Consider the following 14,568-nt stretch of genomic DNA (forward strand, 5'->3'; position numbering starts at 1 on the left):
CAGGCCGGCCGATTTCGTCCGCAGCCGTTCCCTGAACGGCGAGTGGCGTTTTTCCGGCGTGACCAACTCCGCGACGCTGTTCCCGGCGGATGTGGATCTCGCTTCCGGCTTCATGAATCCGGGGTTTGATGACACGAACTGGGATACGATTCCGGTTCCGCAGAGCTGGTTCTGGAAATATCCCGAGGCCAGAAATCAGGCGAAACCGCACACCCGGGGGCTTTACCGCAGGAGTTTCGAGCTTTCAGGCAGCGACCTTGAACATCGCCGCGTGATCCTGAAATTCGGCTGTGTCGGCTATGAGGCGAAAGTGTTTCTGAACGGCCGGGAAATCGGGAATCACCACGGCGACTTCACTCCGTTTGAAATCGATGCGACCGATGCGGCGAAACCCGGAAAAAATGTACTTGCGCTTCGAGTCCTTTCAAGCCTTGGCCCCACTTTCGGGCGCCGGGAAAAGATCAGCCATGTATATGGGACTCAGTGGAGTCTCAACAGTTACAAGGCCGGGATCTGGCAGGATGTGACGCTCTCCCTGGAACCGGAATTGCGGATTCAGAAACTTTTCGTGAATCCGCGAATCTCGGACAACAGCGTCGGCGTGAATTACACGATCGTGAACCACACGGGAGAGACGTTCCGCGGAACGCTGGACGGCATCGTCACCGATGCGATGAAACCGAGTGCCAATGTTCAGGCAGGGAAGCACTCCATTCCGGTCGAACTCAAACCGGGAGCAAACACCGGTTCGTTCCGGGTCATGCTGGAAAATCCGCAGCTCTGGTCAGTCAATCGTCCCTGGCTTTATTACGCGAATTTGCTGCTGAAGAAAAACGGCCGTACTGTTTCGGCCGCAAACACCCGGTTCGGATTCCGCGAGTTCCGGGCAAAAAACGGCAGATTCTATCTGAACGGGGAGAAGATCTACCTCTTCGGAGAGAACATCCCCTCGATCAGTTACGGCGGCAGTCCGCGATCCGCGGCGGATGATCGGCGCGCATTAACCGAATATATTCTTACGATGCGCAATTTCGGATACAATATCATGCGCACGTCGCATCAGCCGATCATTCCAGCCGCGCTGGAAGTCGCCGATGAATGCGGCATGATGATCTTCCACGAATGGGGCTGGAGCTTCAATACCGAGATCGACGAAAAGGAGTTCCAGAAGAACAATCTTGAGGAGATTGCTGAATTCGTCGAAGCCTCTTATAATCACCCCTGCGTCACAATGTGGTCTCTCGGCAACGAGGTTCCGCATGGAAACCGCCCCGAAATCGCCCGGCAGCTTAATCTTCAGGTACACCGCGTCCGGGAGCTGGATGAACAGAAGCGTCCGGTCAGTGTCTTTTCCGGCTCCGCCGGGTGGCGGAGCTACGGGCGCACGAAGCTCGACACCGATGTGCATGACCTGCACACTTACGTGTCACTGGCAGGCCCGTGGACGGAACGCAACGAGGAAGCCGATTTTATCTACAAGGGACTGCTGGAAATTTACGGAGAAAAAAAGCGGCTTTCCCGTCCGCTCGTGGCATGGGAAAACGTCGGATTCTCCTGGGGTTTTCTGTACAGTTCCAATAAGAATCCCGAATTCAAACGCAACAGCCCGGAAGAATATCTGCGTTACGTTGACGGCGAGACTTCCTGGGCGGATCCGCGCGGCATCGGTTACACCGGCTGCATGAGCCTCGCGGAGGCAGTCGATCCGAAAGTGAGCGATCTTGTGCCGATGACCCGGTTCGGGAAGCGGATCTTCGAACTTTACCGCCTCGACCGCCGCTTCTCCGGCTTTGCGCCGTGGTTCGGGAAAACGGGACTCAAAACCGCGACCTTATGGACCCAGCCGGTTCTGCCGGTGATCCGCAATGAGGAATACCTGTTTCCGCGCAACCTCTATGCCGGAGAGAGTTCGAGCTGGACACTCGAAATCGCGAATGACTCGAAACGCGATTACCGGAATCTCCGGCTCGCGCTGACGCTGGCTGATGCGTCCGGGGAGATACTCCCCGTCTCGGAAGTGACGATCGCAGAACTCCCGAAACACCGGAACACGGCACAACCGCTGACGCTGGCGATTCCGGCCGTCGATCCCGGATTCCGGCAACTGCGGCTCACACTGTTCGATGGGGAAACGGAAATCGCCCGGAACTACTACAATCTGCGGCTCGCGTCTCCCGCAATCCGGACGGACGCGATCACTCCCAAGCGAAACGTCTATATTTACGACACGGGCGCGTCGAAGAATGTCGCGCAACTCCGCAAATTGCTCGATTCCTTTCGTATTCCGTGCCAAATGACCCGGGACTTCAGCGGTCTGAAACAGCCGGCGACCGTCATCGTTCCGGCAGAAAGCGAACAAAAGCAGAAACTTGCGCTGCGTGGAAATTCCGGGATCAAACTCTTTCTGAATGACGGCGGAATTCTGCTCGTACTGGAACAGCGCAATGTGTACAGCACTGCCCCGGCCTCCTCACAACTTGTCGAGCAGCCGGTTGCGTTCTGTGACCCGATCGTGCTGACGCACCCGGTCTTCGAGGGTCTCACGGCGCGGGACTTCGACAGCTGGAACAACTCCGAACGCGGCTATGTTCTGCAGCTCAACTATATGCCGTTCACTGTGAATGCGCTTGCGGCCAAAGGGACCATGATCGGCCGCAAAGAGGTCGGTATGGGTCTTGTCGAAGCGGCGACCGACGGGGATGGACGGCTGATCCTTTCACAGCTGCTTGCGACCTCTTCCGCACCGCAGGACAGTTCGGCGATGCTCTATCTGCGCAACCTCATCAGCTACGCGGTCGGAGCGAAAGAGCGGTGGAAAGAAGCACGGCCGCTCTCGAAAATGGAGGAGTCGTTCTTTTCCATTCTCCCCGAACGGATGGAGAGCATCGATCTTGCTCCATGGGCGACGCACAGCTTCTCTGACGAGCGGGACGGCGACCGGCAGGGCGGCTGGACCGATCAGGGAGCCAACGACTTCCGAATGATGCCGACCGGAAAAGTCATGGAAGCCGACAACATCCCGTTCGAGATCATCGATCCGGCGAAGAACGGCGGCAAATCCTGCATCGTGCTGGCCGGAACCGAACGGCCATATTTCCCGCTCGCGGTCAAGGGAATCAAGGTCGACGGAATGTTCAACCGGCTCTTCTTCCTGCATACTGCGGCGTGGGGAGACTCTCCGAACGCCGGACGTTACCGCATTCATTATGCGGACGGCAGCTCGATCGATATTCCTCTCATCGGGAAACGCAACATCGGCGACTGGTGGAACGCCTCGCCGCTGCCCGAAGCCCGGCCCGGGATTTACCGCAAAAACCCGGACGGACGCAATGTCGGGACCTTTGTGATGGCGTGGAATAATCCCCGACCGCAGACAGCAATCACCGCGATTGATTTTCTCTCGCCGCTCTACCGCGACAAGGCGGGAATCGACTGGGCGCCGACCGCGACCGCCGTCCCCGTGCTGATCGCGATCAGCGGCGAAAAAGCACATCCGAATCCGGTGGAGATCACGGGGAAAGCATACAAACGGCTGCTGCCCGCCTGCGAAACCGGCTCGAAGCTGCAGGGGAAAGTTCAGGAGAAGCAGAACCACGGCCGCCGAGAGTGGAACATCCTCTTTCCCGCCTCTCCCGCCGGAGAAATTCCCGCGGCATTTTTCCAATTCAATCCAGCTGGACTCTCAGAACAGTATGATCTGCTGACATTGACGATCCGCAGCCGGAATGATGGAGCCGTCGAATTGCGGCTGCCGCAGAAAGATTGGCGCGGTTATTATCTGGGCACCCTTCAACTGACCGGAGACAACAAGCCCCGCACCTATCGGCTGCGGGTGGGGCGGGAACTGACCCGGAGCGCAGCTTTCACGTTCCGGGATCTGCGCGGCGAACTTTTCTTCTTCCACCGTTCGGGAGACTCCGGAAGCCGGCCTCGCCCCGTTCTTAACTTCACAGTAGAAGCCATAACATTGGAATGAGGGGGAGAGATCAAATGAATACCGACTCCATCGCTGAATTCTGCAGCCGAGTAAGGGAGAATACCGGAGATCACGACCTGCTGTTCGGCCTGATTACCGATACGCACTTTGAAGAGAAAGAGGATCTGCGCGGGTACGGCGCGAATGCGCTCTCGCACCTCCGCGACTTCGCGGCTGCAGGGCGGACATGCGGCGCGCGGTTTCTCTTCCATGCGGGCGACCTCAGCAACGGCAACCGGCCACTCGCGCAGACCCGCCGCGAAATCACCCTCAGCACCGAAGCGATGCGCAGCTCAGGACTCCCGGCACTCTTTGCGATCGGCAATCACGATGACAATACCTACTTCTGCCGCGACAACGGGCCGGACGGAAGCCATGCGCTCTCCGGCATCGCATGGCAGCATCTGGTCTACCCGGACGGCCTGCCGCCCGGTGCGGTCGCCGCTCCGGGCGTCGGCAACTGCTTCTATTTCGATCTTCCCGACTGGAAGATCCGACTGCTCGTGCTGAACATGATCGACCTGCCGCTTGCGACCGGGCGGGACGGGAAGCTGAAATACTTCATGATCAACGATCACGGATTTTCCAAAGTGCAACTCGAATTCGTCGCACACCGGGCACTCGATCTGTCTGTTTTGCCGGATTCAGGAAAGTGGAGCGTACTCGTTCTGTCGCACATGAGTCTCGGTTTTCTGCCGAACGGCGGAGCAATGGGAACGATCTTCCGCGCTTTCCAGACCGGAACACGCTGCCGAACCGGCGCAGCGGACGTAAAACCGTGTCCGTTCTCGTTCGACGGGCACGCATGCTTCCCCTCCCCCGCCGATCCGGCGGACCTCGTTCACGAGGTTGAAGCGGATTTCACCATACAGGGACCGCATGAGCTGATCGCCCATCTCTACGGCCATGAACATCTCGACATCGTTCGCACCGGACGCGGATTCCTCGAGGTTGCGCTGCTCTCCTCGCTCTGTTACCAGAACAGCCCCCAAGCACCGGAACGACAGTTCGGCACATCGAACGAAGCGGCATGGAACATGGTTGCAATCGATCGCAAGCAGCGTCAAATCAAGATTTTTCGCTATGGAGCCGGGCACGATCTCACTCTTCCCTTTCTCCCGTCCCGCAGTCGTCTCTCCGCGGAATCGCTACCGCTCCCCCGGGCAATGTCCTCGATAGAGATCGCCTGAATATCGCTTCTCTTCAGAGAAACTCCGCATCACCCGGCCTCTCCTCCGGGTGTTTTTTATTGCAGCGGGTGGAAGAGCTCAAGTGTGCGCAGTCACCGGGAAACTCAAACTCGATAATGAGGCCGAAACCGCCTACCGGAGTCAGCCGGCCCGGGTCAAATGAAACATAATCAATCTTCACGCAAATTTTCACGGCACGTTTCTCCCGTAGAAAAAGAACCGGAATTTCGTTTTTCCGATATTTGGGCGCTTTGTCCGACCCGGTTTCTCCGTTTCGATCCCGCATATGGGGGAAAAAGAATATTTCAAGTGCTTGAATAAATAATTCAAACCAGTTACAGAAAAAATTCAGACATTTACATTTATTATTTATAATTAAGATGTTGAGACATGAACGACCACAGAAAAATAATTGCAGAAAAAAATTTCAAGTACTTGACAAACGAGATTTTTTTGGTATAATTAATGTAAAAGAAACATCAGGAGAACTTCTGACATGATTTCGATGAAGGAGATCGGCAAAATCTGCGGAGTGACGGAGTCCACCGTCTCCAAGGCGCTGCGCGGGCATGCCGGGATCAAGCAGGCGACCCGGGAGCGTGTGATGGAAGTCGCACGTAAATACGGATATCAGCCCAATGCGATGGTCGAATGCATGCAGACCGGTAAAAGCCGCAGCATCGGCATTGCCTGCAACAATTTCCAGTGCATGTTCACCGGCGCGGTCATGGATGGAATTCACAAAACGCTGCACGACTACGGTTATGACTCCTACGTGATCTGCTGGGATAAACTCGTGAAAGACAAGATCGATCTTCTCTCGCGCTTCGCACGCCGCCGCGTCGACGGACTGCTGTTGCTCCCGATGGAACATCTTCCCGAGCCGATTCATATTGCGGCTCTTCATGCTTTCCACAATCCGGTGGTTTTGATCGACCAGGCGTGGAGCGGAGCGGATTTCGACTATGTCGGCAGCGACAACCGCGGCGGAATGGCGACCCTTGTCGAACGACTGATCGCGGCGGGACACAAAAAAATCGGTTCGGTGTTCTTTCCGGAAGTGAGCTCGGGCGAGGAACGCAAGGCGGGATTTCTCGATGCGATGTTCCGCCACAATCTTCCGGTTGATGCCCGTTCCCTCTGTAAAGTTCACGACCCGAAAAACAGTTACGAAGAGATTCGCCGCGCCCTTGATGTACCAGAACGCCCCGATGCTCTCGTCTGCTTCAATGACTATCTCGCGAATGACGCGCTCAATGCGGCATTCGACCTCGGAATCCGGGTTCCTGAAGAGCTTGCCATTACCGGATTCGGGAATCTCCCGTTCTGCGAAAAATTGCGTCCGATGCTGACAACCGTCGATCAGCATGCGTTTCAAATCGGCCAAAGCGCGGCCCGGCTGCTCATGGAACGGATCACCGGAAACGAAACCGGGCCGTACCATACGCAACTGATTCCGACGGAAGTGATCATTCGCCAATCCTGCATCTGTTGAAAGTTTCCCGAATCAAATTTAAGGAGAAAAACATGAAAAGGGGATGGAATGCTTTCACGCTCATCGAGCTCCTCGTGGTTATTGCGATCATCGCAATCCTCGCCTCAATGCTGTTGCCCGCGCTGAACCAGGCTCGTGAACGCGCCAGAGCTGCTCAGTGCATAAGCAACCTCAAACAGCTCACTGCCGCCTGTCTGATTTATGCGCAGGACTTCGACGGGACGCTGACTGCCGCTCATCCCTACGGAACCACCTACTGGTCCAACATCATGGTCGACAGCAAATATCTCGGCGAAAGCGACCTCTTTCTCTGCCCGGACCAGAAGATCAAGCGCCCATATAAAAACAACTCCGACGCACTTTACACCTACGGACTGAATCGCGATATGGACCGGGATTCAAGCCGGCGCTCTGAACCCGCAGGGGGCGTCCCCAACAACATTCTGAAACAGCGCCGTCAGGCAGCTTCGATCACCTGGCTGGTCGGCGACAGCATCCGCGCCAGCAAACAGGCCGCGATCGACCTGGGGCAGACCTGCGCCATCCTGAGCTGGAACAGCGGCGCGGAAGGACTCACCTCATTGCGGCACAGTCGCAAGGGTAATATGGGTTTCGTGGACGGCAGTGCCAGAGCCATCGGCGAGGACATGGTCCATAACATTCATCCACAACTGGAGGAGTGGTTCCTTTATGATTCGATCCGGGTCACCCGCGGTCCGTCATTCAATCTCTGAGAAATGAGTCCAGCCGGAGCGGAGGGGAAACGCCTCCTCCGCTTTCACACAGCATCTGAAAATCGGCGGAGAAGCGTTTTTCTCCGATCATTGATTCCTGAAAATGGGGAACCACCATGTTGTATAAGCGCCACAAAAATTTCACGCTCATCGAACTTTTCGCAGTGAAAACTTGTCAAATATACCATTCTTCCCTTGTTTGCACCCGGCAGTCAAGAGAGGGGTTCGGGGGAGAGAAAGCGGCTCGCAAGAGCGCGTCTCTCCCCGTACCGGCCCTCCATCAAACAACCAATCGACCGCTCATCGCCGCGCAACAGAGTCTCCGCTCGGCAAGCGGCGAAGTGGAGCAAAAACGCGAATGGGTCTTTCCGCAGAAAAGCGGGAAGAGCCGTTCGCGTTTTTGCGGCTCTTTCTCCCCGCACCGGCCGACCGCAGCCGAGTCCGACTCCGCCCCGTACACGGCACCGGCACCTTGCCGGACGCAGGGGGTGCGGGGGGCGGCGGACACGCCCCCAGCCTCCCACGACCTGGTAACGAAAAAAGCGGCATTTACGCTCATCGAACTCCTCGTGGTTATTGCGATCATCGCAATTCTTGCTGCCATGCTGCTGCCCGCATTGAATCAGGCCCGGGAAAGCGCCAAAGCGACCAGCTGCCTGAGCAACCTCAAACAGATCGGCGCGGCGCTGATCCAGTATTCAGGCGACTACGGCGGGATGATTCCCGCAGGCATGGGCAAGAAAGACGGCGCCATCTACTACTGGAGCAACGCATTGTGCGACGGCCGCTACCTGCCGGCGAGCGATATCTTCGTCTGTCCCTCTTTCCCGCAGAATAAAAAGTTCAAAAACGACGCCACGGCATACAACACCTACGGCATCAACCGCGATATGGACCAGTCGGAACGGGACGAAAGCAAGGTCATCTACAACAACATCGACAAGATCCGGAAAAATAAGAGTGCCTCCCAGACCTGGCTGGCGGGAGACAGCATCGGCAAAGGCGGGTGGGCCCCCGAACTGCGCCCGACTCCGATGATCAGCTGGAACAACGGCACCAATCACAACGCGACGCTGCGCCACTCGCGCCGCTGCAACCTGGTATTCACGGACGGAAGCGCCCGCAAAGTGGACGAACCCTCTTTCGTCAACATATATCCGCGCATTCAGGAATATTACGTTCTCGACGCAATCAAGGCAAACAATCTTTAAGATAAGGAGTATCCATGATCCGAACCAGAACCATCACAACAGCATTGTTCGCGCTGGCGGCGGTCGCCGTTGCGGACGAAGTGCCGTTCCAGAACAGCTCGTTTGAACAAGGTACCGGCGGCTACTGGCTGAACCGTCCGGCCGCGGTCCGGGTCGACACGACCGACTCGACCGATGGGATGCAGTGCATCGCCATCACCCCGCCCGCCACCGGAACAACGAGCGTCGTACAGGGGGTAAGACTCATACCAGAAAAGGTTTACGTCATCTCCTGCGATGCCCGCGCCTCCGTAGCGGCCGGCGGACCGAAACTCACGATGAGCGCGATGCTTCAGGGCGATAAGCCGATCATGATTTTCGACGGCGTCGGCGACCAGCGCAAAGCGCTGAAAACCCCCGCGGCCGTGACCGATAAATGGCAGACATTTGCGTGGAAAATCGGACCAGTTCCCGCACAGGCGCAGGGAAAAGAGGTGAAAAAGGTCATGCTCTACTGGGATGTGAAACCCGGAGCTCCCGATTCAAAACTCTATCTCGACAACATCAAGATCACGACGGAGGACGCGCCAGCCGCGCCGGCAGCAAAGAGCGGCGCGCCGCAGAACCGCGGATTGCTGAACAACGGGTCATTTGAACAGGGAGTCGCCGGGTACTGGATCAATCGCTCCGCTGCCGTGAAAGTTGAGAAAGAAAATGCGAGCGACGGGAATCAGTGCCTCGCGATCGAACCGCCCGCCGGAGCGACGGTCAGCGTGACGCAGGGGACGAAATTCCAGCCCGATCAGGTGTATGTCGTCACGTTCGATGCCCGCACGACCGTCCCGGAAAACGGTCCGCAGCTCACGCTCACGGCGATGATGCAGGGCGATCGTCCGATCGCATTCTTCCCGGGTGTCGGCGACCAGCGCCAGACCCTGAAAAAACCGGTCGCACTCACCGACCAGTGGCAGACGTTCACGCTGAAGATCGGCCCGTTCCCGGCAGAATCGATGGGCAAACAACTCAAGAACATCATCTTCTACTGGAATACGAAATCGGGCGCAGCACCCGGCAAAGTCATGCTCGACAACCTGCGGCTCACAACGGAACCAGCCGCAGCGGCGGAAGAGAAACCGGCGGAGGAAATGAAAAGCGGAGCAATCCGCTTTTTGCTTCCCGATCCGGTGCGGATTTACGAATCGGTTCCGGCATTCACGGTGGAAGCGCCGGCGATCGGAAACGGTATTCTCCGCGTAACCGGCATCGATGCTTTCGGGCGTCAGGTGTTCACGACTGAGGGGGCCCCCCGGGAAATGAAACTCGCCGTCACGCTGCCCGGCCCCGATTACTACGAAATCGAAGCTGAAATCGTTCGGGACGGGAAAGCCGTACAATCCGCGAAAACCTCGCTCATGGTGACGACGCCGCTGCCGAACGATTACTACGACACTTCGCAACCGGCATTCGGCGTCTGGGGCGGCCTGACCCCGGAGCTGCGCAGAGTTGCCGGCGCCAAGTGGGACCGGCAACTTTTTTTTACCTTTTTTCAGAAGCCGAACGCTCCGGCCGAGCCCCCGTCACCGGACAAGATCGCGGCCCGGGAACCGATCAAGATCATCCGCTGCATGAACGTCATGCACCCGTTCAAGCGCATGGTACCTCTTACACCGCAGGAACTTGAGGAACAGCGCGCCAAACTGACGAAAGAGATTGTCTCTCAACGCGGCCTCGTCGATGTGTGGGAGACTCAGAACGAGCCGATGGTCGGCGAGAACTTCCACGGAACCATGAGCGATGTCATGAACATCATCCGCATGGAAAGCGAGGTCGTCCGCAAGAACGATCCCGGCCGCACGATCGCCGGAATCTGCATCAACCCGATGAACGCGAACCAGTACAATCAATACATCGGCTACTATCGCAACCACGGGATAGACAAACACATCGATGCCTTGATGCTGCACCCGTACATTCCGGGGGCGCAGAGTCCGGACGCCTCCGGCTACGTCGGGACGCTGAATCGTCTGGATCGTGATATTTCCGCGATCGCCGGGAGAAGCATCCCAATGTATATCAGTGAGATCGGCTATTCAACGAAACCAGGCGGCGAAGTGACCGAGCTGCAGCAGGCCGCCTATCTTGCGCGCGTTGTGCTGCTGAACCGGCAGATTCCATCGCTCAAGGCATGCGTCTGGCACATCGGGCTCTGGAACGACGCGACAAGCCGCCGCGAACTCGACTTCGGTCTGCTGCGCGGCCATCCGAAAAACTCGAAAATCCGGGAACCCAAGCCCGGATTCGCCGCCTGGGCGACCGTTTCGCGCATGACCTACGATGCGGAATTCGTCCGCGAACTGAATATCAGCCGCCAAGTCCGTGTTCTGCTCTTCAACAAGCGCGGCAAGGCGATGATCGCGGCTTATTCCATGACGACGGAACCGGCAAAACTTCAGCTCCCGCTGAACATACCCGAAGCCGTCATCACAGAAGTGTGCGGCAAACGCTCCTCTCTGCCGTTGAAAGATGGAATTCTCACACTCACTCTCGGCGAAGCGCCGGTCTACATCGAGGGGGGCGAACTCGAAGCTTTCAATGCCGACCGCTTCTCCGCCGTGTTCGAGCCGGAAACCCCGGTGACGGGAGTCGGTTCGCCTGTCACGATCAAAATCACACTGCCGGAAGAACTTGCCAAGGGGGATACGCTGTTGAAAGTCCCCGCCGGCGAGTTTGGAACGCCGCAGGTCACCGGCTCGGGGCGCAACTGGCAGGTGACAGTCCGTCCGGATGCCAGGCTGAAACCGGGGAGCTACGACCTCTTTTTCCGGCTCGAATCGGACGGTCGCAGCCGCTACATCTGGCAGAAACCGCTCGAAATCGTTCCGCCGATGACGCTCGCCGAGATTGGCAGTTCCGATACCGGCGGCGTGCCGGCAATCACGTTCCGCACGGTCGGCAATGACGGAAAAACCACCGATGCCGTGGTTGAAATCCTCGAAAATGGCAAACGGACGCTCGCGATCGCTCCGATCCGGGCTGGACAGAAGTGCACGATACCGCTCTACCTGACCCGTTCGGGGCGGCCGGTCAGCTACCTCGCCCGTTTCACGCTGCAGGACGGAACGAGCTGGACGCAGAAACTGCCGGAGGGAATTGTTCCGGTCCTGATTCCGCGCCTTGAAAATGCGCTTGAGAAGCCGCTCGACGCCTGGCCGGAAAGCGGACGTTACGCGATCAGTGACGGGACTCCGAGCCGTCACGCGGTCCGCGGAGAATTCGACCGGCCCGAGGGGACAATCCGTCTCGCATATGACGATCAATATCTCTATTTCGCGATCGATCAAAAAGATGCGGTGTTCAAGACTCGTCCCGGGGCCTCGCTCTGGGACGCGGACGGACTCCAGATCGGAATCAGCGTCCCGCAGAAGTTCATGATCCGCCCGAACAACGACGGCATTCAGGAAACCGCTTACGCGGAATTCGGCATCCATGCCGGCGCCGAACAGCCGAACTCCTGGGTCTGGGCGAGCATGAATCTGAATGAAATGCCGCTCAATCAACCGATTCCGGGGTTGGTCGCAAAACACGGGCGTACCGGAGAAACCACGCTCTACCGCTTCGCCGTCCCCTGGAAGAGCCTTAACATCAGGCCGCAGCCCCGCATGCCGCTCGGAATCAGCATCCTCTTCAATGACCGCGACGATGCGCGCGATCGGCACTGGATCGAATGGTACAGCGGAATTGCCGACGGCAAAGATCCATCCCGTTACGGCTCGGCGGCGTTGTTGCCCTGAAAAACAGAAAATCAGGAAATGCGAGGGGGGGGACTGCCGTTTAGAAAAGTGGTTTTCCCCCTCGTTCGTGTTCGCTTCAGGCGCTCGAAAGAACGGCGGAGCCACGCTCTCAAGGCGGAAAAGACTTTCCGACAAGAAGCCGTCAACAACCGGAGGAGGCAGACTCTTTTAACGCAATACGCCGGCGTGGAAAGAGTTATAACTATTCCGTCTGCACACAACCGTCGAGGAACTTCAGTTTGGCGGGAGAACGCAGATTTTCGATGATCTTCGCCTCGATCTGGCGGATCCGCTCGCGGGTCAGGTTGAACCGCTTGCTGATTTCAACAAGCGGCAGGCACGGTTGCCCGAACAATCCGAAGCGCAGGATGATGATCTGCTGGTCGCGTTCCGGGAGGGTTCGCAACATCTCGTAAAGTTTCTCGTAAAGGAGATTCCGGGCAAAATCGCGGACGGGATTGGCCGAGCTGTCGTCGGCGATGAGATCCTCGAGCATCGCCCCATCGTCGGAATTGGCGACGGGAGCCTGAAGCGAGATCGTCTGACAGGACATTTTCTTGATGGCGCTCACCCGGGCGACCGGCATCTCAAGCATGGCGGCGAGCTCCTCCATATCGGGCTCGCGACCGTTGGTCTGAATGAACCGCTGCTCGGCCCATGTCATTGAATTAATCGCGTGAACCATGTGAGCAGGGATGCGAATCACCCGGGACTGTTCCGCAATCGACCGTGAGATATTGTGTTTGATCCACCAGCTTGCATAGGTGGAGAACTTGTTTCCGAGCCGGAAATCGAACTTTTCCAATGCACGCAGCAGCCCGAGATTCCCTTCCTGAATCAGGTCGTTGAACGGCAGTCCGCGGTTGCGATACTTCTGCGCGATGCTGATGACGAGCCGGAGATTCGCCTCGATCATTTTCTGACGCAGATTCTGCAGCTCTTCGTGAATATCGAGCAGCTGGCGGATGTTCGTCGTGAACTCCGGCAGCGTCATGAGAAATCGGTCTTCGAGCATCTGCAGTCGCTGGCGATTGACCGGTCCGGGAGTGAAACGGATTCTGGAGTCGAGATTGATGCTCGGCTGCAGGACCTTGACCCAGTCGATGATGATCTGGAAATACTCTCCGAGCTGATCGCCGGAGACATCGAACTTGGAGAGGACGGCGATAAGAGCCTCCCTCAGTTCGGGATAATTTCGATTGCGTGCCTTGAACGCGGCGGCAAGAGCGGCATGACTTTTTTTCAGCTCCTCGCGCCAGGTTGCGAGTTGAGTGAGCAGTTCACCCTGCCGGGTCTCTTCCCTGCGCAGAGAAGACGGCTGAAAGTAGTCAGCGGGATCGGAGTTGGAATTCAGACACTCATCGAGCAACCGGAGATGTTCCTGCGTCACGAATCCGAACGCATGAAGTTTCTGCCGAAGTTTGCGGGTGACGGCATCGATCTGATTGCCGAGTTCCTCCTGTTGTTCGGGGGGTAACGGCGGCAGTTTGCCGATCTGCTTGAGATAACTGGAGAGAGAATCTGCAAAATCGTCAGAGGCGGTTTCCGGCAACTTGATGGTACCGGGAATCGCCGCAGGAGTTTTCTCTCCCTTTCCTGCTGAATTCATACTGCTCATCTTGCGGAACTCACTGTCCCGGGAGGATCTGTTAGATCAGAGCCTCCCTGTTTCCCGCGGAACGCCGAAACGCCGCGGCTTGCAACCACACATTGTTACTATAATACAGAAAAAGAAAACTTCAACTTTTCCAGTCGGGAAGCCTGAATTTTTTGGATTCTTTTTGCCGGATTGACTGAGTGACGGGATTGTGGAAGCCAGCGGGCGGCGTGCCCGAGAATCCGACGGTGGTCTCACAGGACTTGCATGTGAGGTTAAAATTTTTTTGAAAAAGCGGATTTTTTTCAAAATAGCGCCTTGTATTTTTCGTATCGGCGTCTATATTAAGAGATGTCAGCAACGGAATCCGCGGTGTTGACAAAGAAAAAGAATGGGGCTGTAGCTCAGTTGGCTAGAGCGATACGTTCGCATCGTATAGGTCATGGGTTCGACTCCCACCAGCTCCACCATTCTCAAAATTCTCCGCCGACCAGTCTTCTGGTCGGTTTTTTCGTTTCGGGGGTAAATTTGAGCTCAACTCGCGTTTTGCCCGAAAGCGGAGAATCTCCACTTTTCTCTTATGACGGTGTGTTTC

At 57.0% G+C, this 14,568-nt stretch carries 7 protein-coding genes and 1 tRNA gene; 7 read left to right on the forward strand and 1 reads right to left on the reverse strand.

Annotated features, from left to right (window positions below; translation table 11 throughout):
* The 6 genes from Q0J85_RS14535 to Q0J85_RS14560 form a co-directional block, all read left to right on the forward strand.
* Positions 1-3,976, forward strand: a 3,976-nt coding sequence (locus Q0J85_RS14535) for a glycoside hydrolase family 2 protein (protein WP_294482926.1), incomplete at its 5' end; no start/stop codon positions are given.
* Positions 3,977-3,990: 14 nt separating this feature from the next.
* Entirely contained in the window at positions 3,991-5,166 is a 1,176-nt protein-coding gene (locus tag Q0J85_RS14540; protein ID WP_294482928.1) for a metallophosphoesterase, read from the forward strand.
* Positions 5,167-5,662: 496 nt separating this feature from the next.
* On the forward strand, positions 5,663-6,661 hold the full coding sequence (locus tag Q0J85_RS14545) for a LacI family DNA-binding transcriptional regulator (protein WP_294482930.1): 999 nt from the start codon (positions 5,663-5,665) through the stop codon (positions 6,659-6,661).
* A gap of 32 nt (positions 6,662-6,693) precedes the next feature.
* Positions 6,694-7,395, forward strand: coding sequence for a type II secretion system protein (locus Q0J85_RS14550; protein ID WP_294482932.1), 702 nt, complete (start codon positions 6,694-6,696; stop codon positions 7,393-7,395).
* 341 nt (positions 7,396-7,736) lie between these two features.
* On the forward strand, positions 7,737-8,606 hold the full coding sequence (locus tag Q0J85_RS14555; RefSeq protein ID WP_294482934.1) for a type II secretion system protein: 870 nt from the start codon (positions 7,737-7,739) through the stop codon (positions 8,604-8,606).
* A 14-nt stretch (positions 8,607-8,620) separates the two neighbouring features.
* Positions 8,621-12,376 (forward strand): sugar-binding protein, encoded by a 3,756-nt coding sequence (locus Q0J85_RS14560; RefSeq protein WP_294482936.1) that lies wholly within the window; start codon positions 8,621-8,623, stop codon positions 12,374-12,376.
* Positions 12,377-12,578: 202 nt separating this feature from the next.
* On the opposite strand, the gene Q0J85_RS14565 is transcribed toward Q0J85_RS14560, so the two are convergent.
* Positions 12,579-13,985 carry a sigma-70 family RNA polymerase sigma factor gene (locus Q0J85_RS14565; RefSeq protein WP_294482938.1) on the reverse strand — a complete coding sequence of 469 codons (1,407 nt, stop codon included), beginning with the start codon at positions 13,983-13,985 and terminating at the stop codon, positions 12,579-12,581.
* Between the two features lie 381 nt (positions 13,986-14,366).
* Here Q0J85_RS14565 and Q0J85_RS14570 point away from each other — a divergent pair.
* A tRNA-Ala gene (locus Q0J85_RS14570) sits at positions 14,367-14,443 on the forward strand.
* Positions 14,444-14,568 lie beyond the last annotated feature (125 nt).

Origin of the sequence: uncultured Victivallis sp. (genome assembly GCA_944389935.1) — a bacterium.
In the GTDB taxonomy this organism is placed as follows: Bacteria; Verrucomicrobiota; Lentisphaeria; order Victivallales; family Victivallaceae; genus Victivallis.

Coding starts and splice junctions, on each gene's coding strand:
- Q0J85_RS14540 (WP_294482928.1), top strand. CDS start 3,991: ATGAATACCGACTCCATCGCTGAATTCTGCAGCCGAGTAAGGGAGAAT.
- Q0J85_RS14545 (WP_294482930.1), top strand. CDS start 5,663: ATGATTTCGATGAAGGAGATCGGCAAAATCTGCGGAGTGACGGAGTCC.
- Q0J85_RS14550 (WP_294482932.1), top strand. CDS start 6,694: ATGAAAAGGGGATGGAATGCTTTCACGCTCATCGAGCTCCTCGTGGTT.
- Q0J85_RS14560 (WP_294482936.1), top strand. CDS start 8,621: ATGATCCGAACCAGAACCATCACAACAGCATTGTTCGCGCTGGCGGCG.
- Q0J85_RS14565 (WP_294482938.1), bottom strand. CDS start 13,985: ATGAATTCAGCAGGAAAGGGAGAGAAAACTCCTGCGGCGATTCCCGGT.